This is a genomic window from Streptomyces sp. NPDC001890, from assembly GCF_042891445.1.
Lineage (GTDB): Bacteria > Actinomycetota > Actinomycetes > Streptomycetales > Streptomycetaceae > Streptomyces.
Window position 1 is genome coordinate 61221 of the sequence record NZ_JBIATE010000016.1, and the last position, 17831, is coordinate 79051.

A 17831-nucleotide genomic window follows, 5' to 3' on the forward strand; every position below is an offset into this window, starting at 1 on the left:
CAGGAAGGGCAACGTGCCAGCCGAATCAGTAGAAACACTCCCCGGGGAGCACCGATGACCTAGTACTCCCCATCAAGGCCTCGTCGCGCCTGCCAGCGCAACGTGGCCTGGCCCTGAGCCCGATGCGGTGTTCCACCACCCCATCGACCTTGAGCCCGTCGTCATCGCTCGACATGCCCTTCGAGCGAAGCCCTGCCCTCCTCGGGAGAAGCAGGGCGAAATCACTCCATCCCAGAGCTCGCGCCCCTGCCTGAGGGTGCGACGTTCCACGATGTCGGGAACGGATTCGTATTCATGATGCAGCAAACAGCTGCCATTTGTCACTCGCCCCTGCCCGAATCTCGCTCTCTGAACATGGTCCGAGGTTCGCTCTCCAGCCCTGTGACGGCGCATGGCTCGTCGTCGCCTGGCAATGAGCCCCTTCGCTGCGTGGACTCCCAGCCGGCCGCTCCGACGTGTACTCACCGAACGGCACAGCTGTGAGCGTCCGCACACTTCCACGGCACGTTCCCCGCGAGCGGCTCCGTCCCCATCAAGCCGTCCACGCACCCGCACGGACCACCGACGCGGAAACTCGCCAGCGTACTGGCCTCCTTGCAGCACTGCCACCGCTGTCGGCACGCATGCACAAGCTCCTGGTGCACGGTGACCGCCACAACACCTACATGGCTGGCAACCTGCAACGCGGCGGGAAGAACACCGCCTCCTCCGACCACGCCTGGGCCATCACCCGCGCTCTCGCCGCAGACGCAATCCGAGCCGGCTGGGACCGCGCTGCCTTCCTCCAGGTTCTCCTCGACGGCCCGTACAAGGCCGGTCACCACGCTCGCGCGCTCCAGCACCGCCGCGGGTACGACTGCGCAGCTGCATGGCTCACACGCGCCTGGGACGGCGCACGACTGCATGTACAGACCACCGACCCCATCACCTCCCGCCAGGACTTCTACGCCGCCTTGGCCGAGTTCCGCACCAGGATCGAGCGCACTGCCTGGAAGGGCACTGCCGGCAAGACCGACATGCGGAACCTGGTCGCACGCATGGAGATCTGCTCGCGGGCCGGCAGCTGGGACCACGCTGTGTCAGAACGCGACCTGGCGGAACGTATGGGCTGCAGCCGGACAACCGCGCACACCTCAACCCAGCGCCTCCTGAAAGCCAAGCTGCTCCGTCAGCTCGACAGTGGCTCGCCCACCGAAGGCGGGAGGTGGATGCTTCGCCCCCACCCACCCCGCACAACGTCTCAACACTGGGCCACCCACAAAGGGCCGGAGGCTGGGGGGGCCCTTAGTGGCCCAATCGCGAGACAGCGAGGGGAAGAAGCCAACATCGATACGCTGGCCGCAGCCCAGGTGATGCACCAGGACGCGTTCGCTCACCGCGGTCTCGGAGGAAGCGGCCTTGCGCTCCTGGCCGCTCTGGCCGAGCTCGATGGCCAGACCATTGAGGAACTTCAGGCAACCGCGACAGTGAGCCGCCCAACTGCATACCGGCAGATCAACACGCTCAGGGCCCTTGGACTCGTCGCAAAGGTCGGAGAGCTCTACCACCTCTCCCCCACGGCTCTTGAGGGCATGGGCGCACAGACGCATGAGTGCACGGATCCCGTGACTAGCTGGGACGATGCCGCCCGGCGCCTCGGCACGCGTGGCGTGGGCGCCCGCCGACGACAGCGTCACCAGGCGCAGCGGGCACACTGGCTGCGGGTACAGGCCCGGCTCGCGGAGCATCGGCGCACGGCGCGTCCAGCGGAACCGGTGCCTCACCCGTCCGTGGCACAGGTCCATCTCGTGCGCCCTGACGGCTGTGTCGTGGACCCGACTACGGGCGAAGTCATCGACGGTCTGTACGTGGCAGCCGACGGTCAGTGGATCTGGCACCAGGACGAACCCTTCGACACCCCTGTGAAGACCGCTGCTTCTGTCCGGGATGATCCAGGGGTGGGCCAGGTCGCTGCGTGAGATGCCTCTTGCAGGGTCTGCGTCCGCTCCATGCTGTCTCAGGAGGGAGCCGCGGCCTCATCCTGGCGGGGCCCTGTGCGGCGCTGGCGGATTATCCTCCCGCTCGGGAACCTCGCCCTGCCGCCCGAGCCCGTCGCCCGCCCCAGGGGCCCGTCCTCGGCCGGCGGGCTGCCCACCCCGATCGACCGCAGTCCACGCCACGCAGACGTGGGGTTCGGCGCGTGAGGGACGGGCGTGCTCCTCGGTGTCGAAGTTTCTCCGAGGAGTCTGCGGCTGCCGGGGTCCCGGCGGCGGTGTATCGGATACTCCCGTGTGGCGAGATGCGAGACGAGCTTCTCTCGCCGGAGGCAAACTTGACCGCTCCGGGGTCCTCGCGCCGACCCCACGCTGTGACAGGCTCGCTCCGGCCTGCGAGCCCGGGCCGTCAGTGAGGCTGCGGCGGAAATGAGCCGGGCTGCGAGTACCCGGGCAGCATGACGTAGCCGTGCTGCCCAGCCGGCGGGCGTGTGAAGGGGCATGCCGCTGGGTCGGCGGGGGTGGGCGCAGCGGCAGGCGGAGCGTCCCTGCTTGAGGTGAATCCCTCGGCGACCAGCGAGCACAGGCCCAGAAAGGCATCGCGGGTCCTGGGCCGCATGATGTCCAGGTCCACTTCGGCGCCGACCGCCAGGTGCTCGTCGAAGGGAACCGAGACGACGCCGCGGCACCGCGCGGAGAAGTGGGCAACGATGTCCTCCACCTTGATCATCTGGCCCTTCTCACGTACGCCGGAGATGACCGTCAGGCCCCTGCTCACCAGGTCCGTGTAGCCGTGTGCGTTGAGCCAGTCCAGGGTGGTGCTGGCGCTGGAGGCGCCGTCCACCGACGGGGTCGCGACGACGATCAACTGATCGGCCAGGTCGAGGACTCCGCGCATAGCGCTGTAGAGCAGGCCGGTGCCGGAGTCGGTGAGGATGATCGGATACTGGCGGCCCAGGACGTCGATGGCGCGGCGGTAGTCGTCGTCGTTGAAGGTGGTGGAGATGGCGGGGTCGACGTCGTTGGCGAGGATCTCAAGGCCGGAGGGGGCCTGGGAGGTGAAGGACCTGATGTCCATGTAGGTGTTGAGGGTGGGGATCGCCTGCACCAGGTCGCGGATGGTCGCTCCGGTCTCGCGCCGCACCCGCCGTCCGAGGGTGCCGGCGTCCGGGTTGGCGTCGATGGCCAGGACCTTGTCCTGGCGCTCGCTGGCGAGCGTGGCACCAAGCGCCGTGGTGACGGTGGTCTTGCCGACGCCGCCTTTGAGGCTGATCACGGCGATCCGGTAGCAGGAGTGGACAGGTGTGCGGATGAGCTCCAGCTTGCGCTGTGTCTCGGTGTCCTCCCGTGCGCCACCGATCCGGAAGCGTGAGGGACGGGTTCCGGGGCGGGCGCTGCGCGGCTTGGGCGGGGCGCCGCGCAGGAGCCTTTCGGAGGACAGCTGCTGCGCGGCGCTGTGCCCAAGTGGCGCCTGCGCCGGTACGTACAGGGCAGCGGGCGCCGTTTGCGCAGGGGCCGCCGGCGCGACGGTGGGCATGGCGGCGGGCGTGGCATACCGCGGCGGCCAACTGGTCCCCGCTGGCACGGGGCCACCGGCCGGGAACCCGGGAACGGCGGAGGTGGGATGGGCCACGGCTGGCGGATATCCGTACCCGGCCTGCGCAGACGGAGGATCCTGCTGCGGGTATGCGGCCGCCGGAGGCGGATCTGCGTGGTTCGCGGGCGGGGGCTGCAGGGTCTGCACCGGCTCCGGGGGCGCAGCTTGCTGAACGGGCTGACTGGTCCACGGCGCGGGCGCCGCGGGGACGGGGGCCTGCTGCGGCTGGAGTGTGCTCGGATCCGGCACCAGAGACAGCGGTGCAGGGGCGGTATCCGGCTGGGGTGCAGCCTGGCCGTACCAGCCCGGCCCCGTGTAGGTGACAACGAAGGGCCCGTGGTCGGGATCGGCGTCGCCGCCACTGGTCGGCTGGCTCTGTGCGCTCGGGGCCCAGCCCGCGTCTCCCCCAACTGGCTGGCTGTGCATGGTTCCTCCTGATCTGAGCAACCACCGGATGGGCGGTGCTGTTCGCGGCGTCGGGCCGGGGTCTGATGCGGGACCAGGAGGTGACCGGCGCTGCGGTTCCTGCGCTCTGGACGGCCCCCCTTGACCGCGGCTGCTCGCTCACGCCCGCCTGCAGTTGGAACGTCTCCCCTTCTGTGCGATCGGTTCGGTGCGGTCAGAGCCAGCGTGCCCGAGGAACCACGGGTGATCGGCGTACCGGCGCACGTCTTCCCGCCGGGAGGAACACCAGTTGAGATCGGATCCCGCCCGCTGCCACTGGAAAGGCCAGACAGACTTCGCGGCTGCCGGGCGAGTGAGTGTGGGCTGTGCAAGTGCCGAGCATGTCGGCAGTTGACGGCGTCGGAGACGGGAGACATGGGATGGAGTGGGTACGACGGCGCCGCAGGCTGAACGTCGCCGCGGGCATTGCGCGGATCGAGCTGGTGTGTGCGCCGTCTGTGTGGTCGGCGATGCTTACCCGATGTACCCGCCGGTACGGCACCGTGCACTTCGCCGAGGGCATGCAGCAACCGGTCGGCGCGGGGCTCGTGCGCGTGGAGCTGTCCGGGCTCGAGCTGTCGGAGCTGATGGATGTGGCCGCTCGGAGAGGCCGTTGGTGGAGCCGAGAGGATCCTCCCGGCCGGGCGCTGTGCCGCACCGCCTACCGGGCGGCGGCGGCAGTCGTCGATCAGGTGGGACCCGGCCGGCTCGATGCTGTGACGATCCCGCCGATCACCCTCAGCGCGGTCGCACGCCCCTGACACCGCACACATATCCGGGTGTTTCCTCTAGTTCTCCTCAAAGAGGCTTGAAACGCCCGCAATTGCCTGGCCCTCCGCGGCGGTAGAACCTACGCAACGGAAGGACTGCACCGGCAGAGACCTGCACCAGTGACGTTCCATTTGGGGAATGGCGAATCTGTCGAGTGCGCATCTCCCCCTTTGACCGGGGATGTGACCGAGGGCGGTAGTTGGCAATACGCGTGTATATCTGCGCAGGTCACGGGGGTGTAGAGAACGATGGTTGGCAGATCCTGAGGGCCGTAGTTGGCGGATCATGCATCCTCCGGCCCAGAGCTCGACCCCGTCTCCACAGGCGGGCGCGTTGGCCGTCGGCGACGCCGCAAGATTCGCCAACTACCACGCTCCATGTGCCACCTATAGATCTCGGTCACAGGGGAGATGCGCGCGGCGAGCGACGACCATCTGTCGACATTTCATTCCGCCGGGAACGTGAAGGTTTCCACACATCTGACTCACAGCAACAGCAGCGAATACGCCGATACCTTCTCTTTACATCGCAACCCCACAACAGCTGCTCACCTTCCGTCACAGGAAGGGGGTCTTCCGGAAGGGGGTGTTCCTGGTCAGCCCCACGTGCACCCAGATAGAGATCTTGTCCACAGACCAACAGCACCTACTGCCCTGGCTGACGTGCTGATTTGGCGGCGACGAGGAGGAATTGTGGACATCGGCTTGCTTAGTTCGCATCAGCGCAGAGAGCGTGACCGCACAAACGCAGTGCTCCATGCTCTTCTCCAGCTCGGCCCGGGTCCGCACAAGACCCGCGATATCACCGCGCGCACGACCATGGACGAAGACGAAGTCCGGCGCCGGCTGCTCCATCTCTTCAAGGCCAAGGTCTGTTACCGGCCGCGCTTCGGGTATTGGGAGCTCCGCCCCTCCCCGGCCACTCCGACCGATACACCGGGGCTGGTACAGCCCAGCGCGACCCCCCTGCTGGACGCCGCCCTCCTCCTCGACGGCATTCACAGCCGCACCGAGCAGGCCGTACTGCTGCACACCTACTCCCCCGTCACCGGCGAGCGCCTGTGCATTGCCGCCACCGGAGCCCGCGACGTGCGCCTTCGCCGTGAACTGGCTTTCACTCCCGCAGCCGTGGACCGACTCCGACGGGCCCCCCTCGACTCCGACGCGCCGGGCCTGGTCATGCTCGCCAACCTCGCCGGCCATGACGCTCCACTGCGCGAAGACCTGCGTCAGATCCGCTGCGCGCAGGTCGCGCTCACCGAGTCGCCGCTGCCCGGCTGGATCCTGGTCTCCGTCCCGGTCCGCCGCCTGCCCGGCGCCCCTACCGTCCCCGGTGCCGAGCCGCGCGTGGTCGCCGCCGTCAGCATCCTGGCCCCCAATCACACGCAGGGCGACCCTTTGATCGCCTACGGACGGCTGATGCACAACGCCGTGCAGGCGGCCATCGAGTCCAGCGTCGCCATCGGCCACCACCGCTTCGCAGCCGCCGAGGCCGCGTGACCCAGAACCGGGCCGCCCGCCCTCCACACGGCACACCGGGGCCCCTCCGAAGCCCGCGCAGCAATCCACGCTGCCGGGCGCATACACACGTTGGCCTCGGCACAGGCCATGCCCAGCCAAGGAGGACGACGTGTCAGACACGGATGGCAGACGACCGCGCAGGGAGCATCCGATGACCTAGCTCCCCGGGGCCCCGGTGCTGTCTGCCAATACGCACCGGCCCGGCCCCGTGCTCGATGCGGTATGCCACCACCTCATCAGCCGCCGGCTCCTCGTCATCGCTCGACCTGCCAGTCGAGCGAGTCCCGGCTTCTCCTTGCCGAAGGAGCCGGGCGAAATCACTCCCACTCCGGAGCTCGCGCCCCTGCCAGGGTCCTCGACGTTCCACAACACCGGGAACGGATCGCGTTCATGATGCAGCAGACTGCTGCCACTTGTCACCCACCCATGCCCCAATCATCCCGTTCTGCCCTCTGCGCGGGCCTCCTTCTCCTCCCCACCCGGTGCCGCACCCGGGCCGGAGCCGCGGCGCCGCACCCGCACGGGTTCTCGACCTCTCGCTCGCGGAGCTCGGCGGGGGTGCTGTGATCACGACCAGCGCGATAGCGACTCTCCCCGCAGCCGGTACACGGCCTCTCCCCCCGCCCCGCCACTTCCCCGCCATGCAATCGCCGCAGCCCGTGCACCCGACGCTCCGGCGGGCCAGGGTGAACTCCCCTGACCACGATCCCCGCCTCGGGGGACGGGCGTTGCACAGGACCGGGCTCATCGCTCCGCTCCCGCCCCTGTCCGCCCGCATGCACAAGCTCCTCGTCCTCGGCGACCAGGACGACGCGTACGCGACGGGCAACCTCCAGCGCGGCGGGAAAAACACCGCCGCGTCCGACCACGCCTGGGCGATGACCCGAGCCGTAGCCGCCGACGCTGCCCGTGTGGGGTGGAGCCGCGCCGCCTTCCTCCAAGTCATGCTCGACGGCCCGTACAAGGCCGGCCAGCACGCTCGCACCCTCCAGCACCGCCGCGGCTACGACAAAGCCGCAGCCTGGCTCCAGCGGGCGTGGGACGGCGCCCAGCAGTACGTCCAGTCCACCGACCCGCTTACCACCCGCCAGGACTTCCACGCCGCCCTGGCGGCCTTCCGCTCCCGCATCGAGTGCACCCCCTGGAAGGGCGTCGCCAGCAAGACAGACCTGCGCAACCTCATCGCCCGCATGCAGATCTGCGCCCGGGCCGGAAGCTGGGACCACACCGTCTCCGAACGCGACCTCGCTGAACGGATGGGTTGCAGCCGCACCACCGCCCACAACTCCAACCAGCGCCTCCTCCATGCCAAGCTCCTGCGCCAGCTCGACAACGGCTCCCCCACCGACGGCGCCCGCTGGATGCTTATCTCTCGACTTCCGTCCACCACGTCTCACCACTGGTCCACCCCCAAAGGGCCGGAGGCTGGGGGGGCCATGAGTGGTCCAGACGTGAGACACCCCGACACAGGCGCTGACATCGACTCCCGGACAGTCGGCCAGCTGATGCACCTCGACGCCTTCGCCCACCACGGCCTCGGCAGCAGTGGACTCGCCGTCCTCGCCGCCCTCTCCGAGCGAGACGGCCAAAGCCTGACCGAACTCCAGGCCAGCGCATCCATCTCCCGCCCGACCGCCTACCGACAGCTCGGAAAGCTCAAGACCTTCGGCCTCATCCACCACGACGGAGAGCTCTACCACCTTTCCCCCACCGCCCTAGAAGGGACGGGAGCAACGACCGACGACTGCGCAGCCCCCGTCGCCGACTGGGCCGAGTCCGCCGAACGCCTGGGCACCGCCGGAACAGCAGAACGGCGACGCCGACACCACGAGGCCCAGCGGATTCACTGGCGCCACGAGCATGTACGCCTCGCCGATCGCCGCCGCGCCACGAAGCATGCGCCCCTCCCCCACCCGGCGGTGGCACAACCGCAGTACGTCCGCGCCGACGGATGCGCCATCAACCCCACCACCGGCGAGGTGATCATGGGATTCTCTGTGTCCTCCGACGGCAGATGGATCTGGGACGACGGTCACGATAGGTACATGACGAACCCGAGCCGGTCGCCTTTCACCATGTGATCCGTACGCCACCAACACATCCACCAAGGCTGCGTCTCCAAACTGGGTAGCGCCGCCGCTGAGCTGCGCGCGAGCCAGGATGAGGCATACGTCGTGCTAGCCGAAGCCCTCGGCCTCGCCGCTACGACCCCAGTAATCGCGCGGCCCGGATCTGGGCCCGTGCCCGTTCGTCCAGCGACCTTCCGACAGCACGTCGGCACAAGAGGGCTCGGACAACGGCAACGTGGTTCGGACGAGATCAGTACCCTGCGGACCGCACCGAACTGCTCACATGTACGCTTCAGTTGGCCCCCTCGGCCATGTAGAGCGCTCAGCTCGCGAGGCTCTGCCCAGGGAAGCGTCCAGCGGCGCATCCGTATACCGCGGCTTGGGAGGGCGTACATGGGCTGACCTGCGTCGGCTTCGGGGCCAGGTGGGCCGGGCGCCCTGACGTTGGCCGCCCGCCGGCGTCGGCCTGGCGGTCGTCCAGACCGGCGGACGGGGCGTCGTCACGCAGGGACGCCGAGCGGCGGTTGCTCGAGCACGCGGGTCTTGTACTCGACCAGCTGGATGCGGCCGTCGAAGGTGCGGTGCTCGATCATCTCGAGAGCAACGTCCGGATAGCCGTCGTAGATGCGTTCTTCACCTGTGGCCCCGGTGATCACCGGGAACATCACGACCCGGAAGCGGTCGACGAGTCCGGCTCGTAGCAGGGACCGGCACAGGCTGAGGCTGCCGATCGTGCTGAGGAGCCCCGAGCCACTCGACTTCATGACACGGACCGCCTCGACAGCGTCGTCGCGGACGAGCGTGGAGTTGGCCCATGTCAGTGGCTCCTTGAGAGAGGAGGAGAACACCACCTTGGAAGCTTGCGTGAGCTCGTCGACGGACGCCTCCTCTTCGGGCCTGAACTCGTCTTGACCATTCGGGACCTCGCCTGCGGCGAAGCCCGACATCAGGCGGTAGGTATTCGCTCCCATCACGTAGGTGGCCTCGGGCTGCTCGCCGAGCCATGCGAGGTACTCCGGACCCTCAAGGCCCCAGAACCCGGGCCATCCCTCTCCCGATGCGTGGCCGTCGAGGGAGGTGATGAAGTCGACGAGAAGCTCCGACATGGCGGTGTCCTTTCCTGGGGTGTCACGAGCTTGGACCTGCTGGGAGCCGCAAACTCATCGGCCGCGCTGTGGAGTAACGAGAAAACGGCCCGGGCCAACCGTCACGCTCAGGGGCCAACCGAAACGCTCAGTCACAACTCGGCAGCGTCCGCCAGAACGAGTGCCGCCGATCGGCCCCAGTGACACCACAAAGGCCCTGTGCGCCCCCGTGACGGCCGAACGGGACTTCCGGCATCCCTTCACTCCAGCCGAGCCTCAATAGGCCCTCTCGCGCGAGTTTCCATAAAACCGCAGGTCAGGGCACTGATGGACACCGCGTGTTGGTCCTATTTATCCGAATATTGACCGCAATGCCCTTCCGTAGGTCTGGGCATGACACAGATCCCCGACTCCCCTGGCGTGCACCGAAACCGCATTACGACAAGGCCGCCATTACGCCACTTGCGTGACCCTGATCAGCCACCGCATGGACTGGGCTTCTCACCGAAAGAGGGCCCTTCTTGCGGCCATGCCGATCTAGGTGGAGCGGCTGATCTAGCGACTGACTGCGCCATTCTGGGCTAGAGCAAGCGGGCTACATAGTTGAGCAGATCCCCTTCGGCGCCGCCCGCCATGGCGGGCGATGCGACCACTTTCCGCCTGAGCTCCTGTCCTACGTCTGCCTCTCGAGCATGCCAGCTCCGGACGGACCCACCCTTGCTCACGCCGCCCCTCCAACAGCAGTTGCGCAGGGCTCAGGCCCCGACAACATGTTGAGAGCGCAGATTCCGCAGCTATGCAGCGTGAACGCAACGCGGAGGACCGATGAGCCCTCAGGGACGGACCCGCTGCAAGGATGTGCCGAATCCCTCTGGCATGCGGTTCCAGGCGCTGAGCATCGAGGGTCCCGCATTGTGGCGGCAGCTTCGAGCAACGGCTGGTCCACAAGGCGCTCTCGTACCTGGCCCCGTCTCTGCAGTGTGTGCGTAGGTGGTGACGGCGCCAAGCCGTGCTCAGGTTTCACCTACCACCTAGTCGTCGCTGGCCGAGCCTGGAGCCAGGCCATCTAGCGAGCGATCCGAGCCCCTGACGCCTACTCTTAATACCGCTCGGCGCTACCTCTCCGCAGGCTTAGCCGGCAGTGCTCAAGGCAGGCCTGTCAGGCCCATGCTGTTCGGGGAGTCGTGCTTCCGAGCACTGCAGCTGAACTTCGGTCCGGGGGTCTTGGTCGCAAAGTCGTAGTTGAATGGGGTCTCGTCGCTCACGAAATAGCGCCAGCCGAGACTGCCAGCCTTGGTGACGCGGCTGCACTCGACGGCCAAATCGGGGCCGCATTTCGGGATTCTGGCCCGCGCATCCGGGCCCCAGTCCGTCGCTAGGAGCGTACTCGAGTGCTGGTCGGTGGTGATGCGGAGCGGGTTGCGCAAAGCCAGCGCGTAGTTCTTGGCGCGGGTCCTTTCTGTGCCGAGTGCGAAGAGAGTGCACTCGGGGTGGAGTGCGTACCGTCGTCCTTCAGCGTGCTCCATAGGATCTTGCCGCGGAGATCGGTGGTGATAGCTGAAGTGCCCTGGGCGTCCTAGGCGCGTGCCGGCCCTCCTGCTCTTCGATCAGCGTCGAGGCCGTTCGAGGTGAAGGGGACAGTAGCTATCACCGGTGGCGACGTGCAGGTTCCCGATTCTGTCGAAGGTCTGCGGACCCGCCAACATTCCGTGGCGAGGGGCGGATCGAATTCGCATGGCCCAACGTACCGGCGAGCTGAAGATCATTGCCCAGGAGGAACCTTGAGGGTCGCTATGGCACTGGATCTCTCGCATTCTCCGGACATAGCAGCCAGGCGGGCGGCCTGTTCGGGCTCATTCACAACTCGAAGTTCGAGGAGAACCATCGGCTCGATCTGCTGCATTCCGAGAAGGCGGAGACGCAGCTGAATCTGTCGAGGCTCACTGAGGCTGGTGGAAAGGTGGACGTGGCGAGCGAGAAGCTGCTGCTCACTACTCCCCCGATGAAGAAGACGCGCCAGCCCGGCGTCACCACGCCACGAGCCTACTGGGCAGTTGCTTTGTTGCCGTTGCAGTGCAGTGTGCTGCGGCACGAGAGAAGCGGAGCAGGTGGGGGCGGGAAGCCGCCCGGTAGGGCGTGGCCTATCCCAGAAGCGCCCTGCATCCGCGTCGAGATAGACAGAAACAACCGGCGCGAAGCAGCAGCAAGGCGAGGTTAGCTGGCCCCCTTCCTCCCCCAGCAGCTTGAGTGAAGGCGCCCTGACCTGCGACAATGCTTGCACAGGAGGACCTGGCGAGCAGTCAACAAACACCAAAACAAACACGGCAACACACAGAGGACAGTGTGTGTTGGCAACCATGTTGGCAAACATCGGAGCAGGGAGGTGACAAGGTAGATGGATACGCAAGTCACCTCACTTTCACACCTGCTGCTGTCTCGTCAGGCTGACATCCGGGTTGATCATCATGGCTATAAGAGTTTCACAAAGAAGAGTGCATTGCCTATTGCCAAGTGGGTCGAGGGGGAAGTAGGCACGCTATGGCACATTGAGCTTCTCTCACAGAGCGACATACCTGTGTATCAGCCCGTTGACCCGCTTGGGTATATGCAAGCCCTCATCAGGGTTCACCTTCGTGGACACAAGCTCAATGAAATGCGTGCAAGGACTCGTGGATGCTGGCTGGCTATACTTCATGTGTTTGCCCCTGCTCAGAAGCATGGGTCGCGAACGGTTGAACTAGATGCTTCTCGGCTTGCATGTCATGCCGCTCCACTGCCTGCTCGTCAACCTGCTTCCCTGGGGCGACGAGTGTTTGCGCCAGGGAGTGTGAGCCCACGCGTGGGGAACCAGGGGAGAAGGCGTCGTCGCACTCTGGCATCTTGGCGTGTTTGCCTTGGCGTTGATGAGTTGGCACGTCAACGGGCTCGCCTGACGGCATCCACGAATGCGGGCCCTTTGACTCGGTGGCGGGTTGAAAAACGCGAGGCCACACCGGCATGGATACTTGCATGTCCGCGAGTTCACCGTGGTGCGGATAAGCGCGCACGTCATCCCCCTTGCACACGGGCTCGCCTGACGGCATCCACGAATGCGGGCTCATTGACTCGGTGGCGGGTTGAAAAACGCGAGGCCACACCGGCATGGATACTTGCATGTCCGCGAGTTCACCGTGGTGCGGATAAGCGCGCACGTCATCCCCCTTGCACACGGGCTCGCCTGACGGCACCCACGAATGCGGGCACATTGACTCGAACGTAGAAGTACATGAGTGCACGAACTTCTGCAGACGTACGCGTATGTCAGTTCGCTGATCACTGGTTTGGCCCGCTTGAATCCCTACGGACACGGCCCCAGGCACGAGCACAGGTTGAAAGTTCGGCTGTGCAATCTGTTGTAAAAGGTGCTCAGTTCGCGGTTTGCATGCGGAGTGCTCTGCATGCAAGTACCTCGGTTGCAGAACGGTTGTGTATCCATGCTCGACCAGGTGGGTGCGCGCTTTTTAGCTTGACTTCTACCGTGCTTGCTACTCAGTAGACCAACCTGCTGACTGTTCCACAGACATGCACTCATGCTGGACGTCTGCACAGCAGTTGTGTACGCTCGCCTGCTGATCGTCCATGTCACCTGCGTGTCTGTCAGCAGGGCAGCATGGTGATCTGCCATGCTGCTTGTGCCCATCAGGGCCTCGCCGACTCCTCGAAAGTGAGCCCCGCCTGATGAACTTTGGTCTCCAAGTCGCCGACTATGGGGTCGACTACTCGCTGTTCGCCAACGTCTTCATGTTCGGCAACGGGAAGGGCGGCGTGGGCAAGACCACGCTGGCGGCCAACTCTGCAGCCAAGACGGCTCGGATGGGACTCCCGACTCTGGCCATCGATGTCAACGGCCAGGGCAACATGCACCGCGATCTGGGCTACGGCGAGCAGGACCAGGGCAAGGGCTTCGCCGAGTCGATGGCCTCCGGGGCGCCGTTGGTCCCGCTCGCAGGAGTGCGGGAGAACCTCGACGTGATCGTGGGTGGTCCCGAGGTTCGTAAGATCAATGCCATCGTCACCGAGGTCGCCCGCAATGAGGGGTTCTTGGCTGCGTACCTGCGCTTGGCCGTCTGTCTCGCTCCGCTGCTGCCTCGGTACAAGGCCATCTTCATCGACACGCCGCCGGAGAATCCGGACCTCCTTCGGCTCTGCCTGATGGCGGCTCGCTATGCGGTTGTGCCGGTGAAGTACGACGCCGCCTCGCTCGACGACGGCCTCAAGGACTTCGGGCAAGCCTTCAAGATGGCTGTGCAGGTGAACCGTCAACTCAGGATCCTGGGCGTGGCGCACTGCTTCTCCCCACGCAACGCCACTCAGATCCACAAGGAAATCGAGAAGCGCTCCAGGAACATCTTGGGCAAGCACGCCTACGTGTTTCCGCAGGCTGTCGGGCACTCGTCGACGATGGCCGGCCTCATTCGCGACCGAGGGCTCACGGCCTTCGAGCTGGAACAGGAGCGCAAGGCGGGGGCCAGGACGATCCCGGACGCCGCACAGCATCTGGCCAATGATTACGAGGTCCTCGTGACGCAAATCTTTCAGCGCGCGGCAGAAATGAGGAAGGCCGCCTGATGTCGGAAGTTGAAGACGTGGTAATTCAGGACGCTAAGGATCAAGGCTCAGGGGAGCTGGAAGACCTCTTCGACGCCCCAGATGACGGCGCAGGCGCGTCCCCTGATCCCTTCGCGGCCTGGGGAAGCGATGCAAGCGGGCCGCTGCCCGCCGCACCTGCTGCTCCGGCCGCAGTCGTCAGTCCCGCGTCGGCCGGGCCTCGTCCTCAGCCGCAGCCCATGACCTCCTCCTATCGCCAGGATGACGAGGCGGACGATCAGGGGCTTCGAGCGGGCCAGAGCGGGTTCCGTGTGGGCCAAGACGTTGCCGATCGACTGAAGGAGTACAGGCAGGCGCGTGATCTGACGGTCACCGAGGTGGTGATTGAGGCACTTGATCACATCGCGGATGAAATTCCCCACGCCATGGATCGGGCCAAAATGCCTGCTCGCGTGACCCCTACCCGCAGCCGCTTCGCTGCAAGAGGCACCAAGGGCCCTCTCAAGGGCACGGGGCCGGTGCAACGCTGGTGGCAGCCCACCAAGGATGACAGGTCTGTCGTGAAGGAGATGGCAGCGGAGGCTGGCCTCCGGGACACACCAGGCATCCTGATTGCGGTCGCGCTCAATGAATTCCTCCCTGGCGGAGCGATGCACATCGCCGGCCAGGTGCGCCGCCAGATGACCTCCGACAAGACGTTCGAGGTGCCCAGCGATCTGGCTCTCGCGCGAACGTATGGGGTGTCCCGCGAGATCGCAAAGATGGCGCTGATGCAGCTGCAGGCTGAGGGGCTCATTCCTCAAGATCCGGCCTAGGAGGAGCCCGGTTCGTCTCACGCCGCATGCGCGGCGCCCTCAGCAATCGCAAGGGCCACCGCTGTCGTGCTGGGGCACGGATTTGCGGGGCCTCGGTCCCGCGCAACTGCAGTACAAGCCGACCCGGGCTCAGCGCGGGATCATTGACAACCTTGTGGCCGAGTCAGGGCTGCCGGATCACACCAAGTTTCTGGCCGTGGTCCTTGACCAGCTCCTGCCGGGGCGACGGGACGCTTAAGGCCGGGCAGGGCCGCCGCAGGCAGTAGGGGAGTGGGGAGTGGCAGGCGAGACCGCCCCCACTCTCACCTGCGCCGCGGAGCTGCCCTCGCGCCGGCTCTTGCATACCGCGTGCATAGGGCGGGGCCCGATCAGTGCTCCCCGCGGCACGGAGCCAAGTCGGCCGCCTCGAACGGGGTATGGTATGCCCCCAGTCACCGTGGGATCCGCACGCCGTCCGGCCATTGCAATCTGACGACGTTTCGCCCAGGGCGCTGACACGGTTGCGCCCGACGATCCGGGAGCCCACCAGGAGGCGCTCCACGGCCCTTGTGACCCAGGTCGCTGGTACCGGGAGAGCGATGCACATCGCCGGCCAGTGCCGGTCACAGGCTGGCTGGCAGGGTCGGGCTGTACTGAGGCGGACGAGCGTCGTATGCTGGATCCGGTTTGCTATTCAGGCACGAATGGCCCCGCCGATCATCGGCGGGGCCATTCTCTGTACTGCTCAGACACCCCTACTAAGCCACCCGAAGTACCGGGGCACCTTCTGTCGGCGGGACCGTCTGGTAAACCGGAAGGTTGAGCGGAGCCAGCCGCCCTTCCCTCATGTCTACCAGCGCCTTTGCGAAGGCGTCATCCATCGCCTGGGCGCTTGGGTAACGCGCGGCAAGCGGATGGAGGCTGTAGCTGTTCGCCCTCTTGCTGCGTTCATTTGGTGTCCGCAGGACGATGTTCAGCTTGAACAGGGGCTCCAGCAGGCGGCTGATGTTCGCCGGGGTGACCTTGTACTCAACTGCCATAGTCTTCTGCGGGGGCAGGACACCGCTCCCCGGCTCACTCTTGAAGACGAGGTAGGAAAGAAATTTCACCGCTGCGGCACCGATGGGGAGTGCCCAGATCCGTTCCGTAACAAGTGGGGACATCACCGGCTTAGCCATCAGCTCTGCTCTCCTTGGTCGTGTCGTGACTGGTCTCGGTCAGTTATCACCCTGCCTCCCGAGCCTGTGCAAGGTCCTCGAAGTCGAGTACCTGTTGGCCTGGGATAGTGCGGGGGCCGATCTTGTGTGGGAATGCCTCAGGGTCGTTGCCGTGGTCGGAGGCAATCTCCTGAAGAACTTCCTTCTGCTCTCCGCTGTTCCCGTTGAACCACAGGGTGACGTTGAGCCGGATACGGCCGTAGCCAGCGCCCTCCAGCCATCCCCAGTCGCACAGCGCCTTGACGGCCTTGTTGACGGTGGGACGGGTGATCTTCTTCCCATCGGGCGACTTGACAGCCTCCTCGTTGAGCCCGTCGGTGATCTGTTGCTGTGTGTACGACGTGATTCCGGTGCCCTTTTTCTGGCCTCCCGCGACGTACAGGAACACCGCAGCCTGGGAGCCAGAGATGCGTCGAGCAATGATGAGCTGTGCCATCCGCTGCGCAAACCAGTTGCTGGTCAGGCTGTACCCAGTGTTGCCGGCCATGGTGTGCGTCGTGGTCGGCTTGTCACCGTCGTACTCGATGCTGATGTTGACCTTGCGCGGACCTCTCTTGGTTGCTGAAGGAGCAACCTCGGGAGTCTCCTGGCCGACGTGGTCGGCGAGCAAGCTGAGGATGTCATCGAGGACGTCGTCGCCCGCAGGTGCCGCAGCGGGTTGAGAGATCTCGCTAGGCCGACGCTGGGGTCGCATCGGCGGTTTAGGTGTCACACGTGCCTCCTTTGCTACTCAGGCTCTGCGACCCTATCCCAGAACTTCAGCTGAGCTTAAGTTTTGACGGTGAGTCGCAGAGAACGCTCCGATCGGCACCGAAACTTAAGCTGGCGTCAAGTTCTGTTGCTCGCACCGCACCCCCTCCCTGGCGCCAGTTGGCGGCAAGTGTCGAACTTGAACTCAGCTTGAGTTCTGGAGCCGCATGGCCCCAGAACTTGCAGCCAGCTTGATATACGTAGCTTTGGCGGACACACATGGACCTGGGCTGGCACACCTGCGAGCCCTCATCAGGGCACCCTTCGATGTCCTGACCTGCACTTTCCTCGGCGGACAACGGGTTCTCTAAAGTTGACTTGGGGTTAAGTTTTGGGTCCATGTGTCATGCCTGCATTAACACTTTCAAGGCCGAAGTGTGTCGGCCAGGCACGCGAGATCCCAGAAAACCGCAGGTCAGAGGCCTGTCGGCTTGCGCGTCTCTTTATAAAGACGCACGATCACTTCAATCCCCATGGACTCCATCGGATCCTGCTCCTGACAGCAAACTCGGGGGGTAGTTCACGCCAGCGTCTGGACCTGTACCACTGAACGTCAACCCGGTTGACGGGTTCGCGATACGAGTACCGACGGTGGCCACCCGAGCCACCCCCTGCATCAGCCACTGCACTCGTTTGAAAGTGAGTACAGTCCTGCAGCCGCCAACGGCGATAGGTTCCCCATCGGAGCACCGGAAGCCCGCCAGGGCTGAGGAGCTGCCGACCCAAGGCGCCTCGCACAGCCAGAGCCCGAGGTTCCGCTGTCCTTTAATCAAAACGCAACACTCTTGGGCTCCTTGGGTCAGGTCCACACCCTTCGGCAGTTGTTCCGACTTACCTTGCCTGCCTTCATCCCGTGTCACGGACCGTCATCAGAGGTCTTTCTTCTGTTGATCCCGCTCGGCGGAACTAAGCAGCTCAGCACCGTTATCTCGCCTCGTGTCCGCCAAACATCGGTTCTCGGCGGCGCAGGAAGAGCCCTTCCAAGTCCTTGATCGTTCTGTGCTGCCCACCGGATGTGGGGAGT

Annotated in this window: 10 protein-coding genes; 6 read left to right on the forward strand and 4 right to left on the reverse strand. The window is 65.5% G+C overall.

Features of this window, described 5'->3' with window-relative positions:
• The first annotated feature begins 623 nt into the window (after nucleotides 1-623).
• Nucleotides 624-1958: a helix-turn-helix domain-containing protein gene (locus tag ACFYY1_RS30070; RefSeq protein WP_388591180.1), complete on the forward strand. Its 1335-nt coding sequence runs from the start codon at nucleotides 624-626 to the stop codon at nucleotides 1956-1958.
• A gap of 424 nt (nucleotides 1959-2382) precedes the next feature.
• Here the strand turns inward: ACFYY1_RS30070 and ACFYY1_RS30075 are convergent, their stop codons facing one another.
• Nucleotides 2383-3510 (reverse strand): MinD/ParA family protein, encoded by a 1128-nt coding sequence (locus ACFYY1_RS30075; RefSeq protein WP_388591182.1) that lies wholly within the window; start codon nucleotides 3508-3510, stop codon nucleotides 2383-2385.
• An 884-nt stretch (nucleotides 3511-4394) separates the two neighbouring features.
• On the opposite strand from ACFYY1_RS30075, the gene ACFYY1_RS30080 reads away from it, so the two are divergent.
• The 3 genes from ACFYY1_RS30080 to ACFYY1_RS30090 all read left to right on the forward strand — a co-directional run bounded on the left by ACFYY1_RS30080 (nucleotide 4395) and on the right by ACFYY1_RS30090 (nucleotide 8386).
• A complete protein-coding gene (locus ACFYY1_RS30080; RefSeq protein ID WP_351259608.1) occupies nucleotides 4395-4775 on the forward strand; it encodes a hypothetical protein in 381 nt (126 codons plus the stop codon).
• An 828-nt stretch (nucleotides 4776-5603) separates the two neighbouring features.
• A complete protein-coding gene (locus ACFYY1_RS30085) occupies nucleotides 5604-6284 on the forward strand; it encodes a hypothetical protein (protein WP_388591184.1) in 681 nt (226 codons plus the stop codon).
• Nucleotides 6285-7033: 749 nt separating this feature from the next.
• Entirely contained in the window at nucleotides 7034-8386 is a 1353-nt protein-coding gene (locus ACFYY1_RS30090) for a helix-turn-helix domain-containing protein (protein ID WP_388591186.1), read from the forward strand.
• A gap of 488 nt (nucleotides 8387-8874) precedes the next feature.
• On the opposite strand, the gene ACFYY1_RS30095 is transcribed toward ACFYY1_RS30090, so the two are convergent.
• A complete protein-coding gene (locus ACFYY1_RS30095) occupies nucleotides 8875-9480 on the reverse strand; it encodes a dihydrofolate reductase family protein (protein ID WP_351259602.1) in 606 nt (201 codons plus the stop codon).
• Between the two features lie 3696 nt (nucleotides 9481-13176).
• On the opposite strand from ACFYY1_RS30095, the gene ACFYY1_RS30100 reads away from it, so the two are divergent.
• Both ACFYY1_RS30100 and ACFYY1_RS30105 read left to right on the forward strand, forming a co-directional pair.
• The gene (locus ACFYY1_RS30100; protein ID WP_351259600.1) at nucleotides 13177-14067 is read left to right on the forward strand and encodes a ParA family protein; all 891 of its coding nucleotides are present in this window, start codon (nucleotides 13177-13179) and stop codon (nucleotides 14065-14067) included.
• Nucleotides 14067-14861, forward strand: coding sequence for a hypothetical protein (locus tag ACFYY1_RS30105; RefSeq protein WP_388591188.1), 795 nt, complete (start codon nucleotides 14067-14069; stop codon nucleotides 14859-14861). Before ACFYY1_RS30100 ends, ACFYY1_RS30105 begins: the two co-directional genes overlap by 1 nt.
• Before the next feature lie 737 nt (nucleotides 14862-15598).
• Here ACFYY1_RS30105 and ACFYY1_RS30110 read toward each other — a convergent pair.
• Both ACFYY1_RS30110 and ACFYY1_RS30115 read right to left on the reverse strand, forming a co-directional pair.
• Nucleotides 15599-16018: a hypothetical protein gene (locus ACFYY1_RS30110; protein ID WP_388591190.1), complete on the reverse strand. Its 420-nt coding sequence runs from the start codon at nucleotides 16016-16018 to the stop codon at nucleotides 15599-15601.
• Between the two features lie 46 nt (nucleotides 16019-16064).
• Nucleotides 16065-16769: a hypothetical protein gene (locus ACFYY1_RS30115; protein WP_388591191.1), complete on the reverse strand. Its 705-nt coding sequence runs from the start codon at nucleotides 16767-16769 to the stop codon at nucleotides 16065-16067.
• Nucleotides 16770-17831 lie beyond the last annotated feature (1062 nt).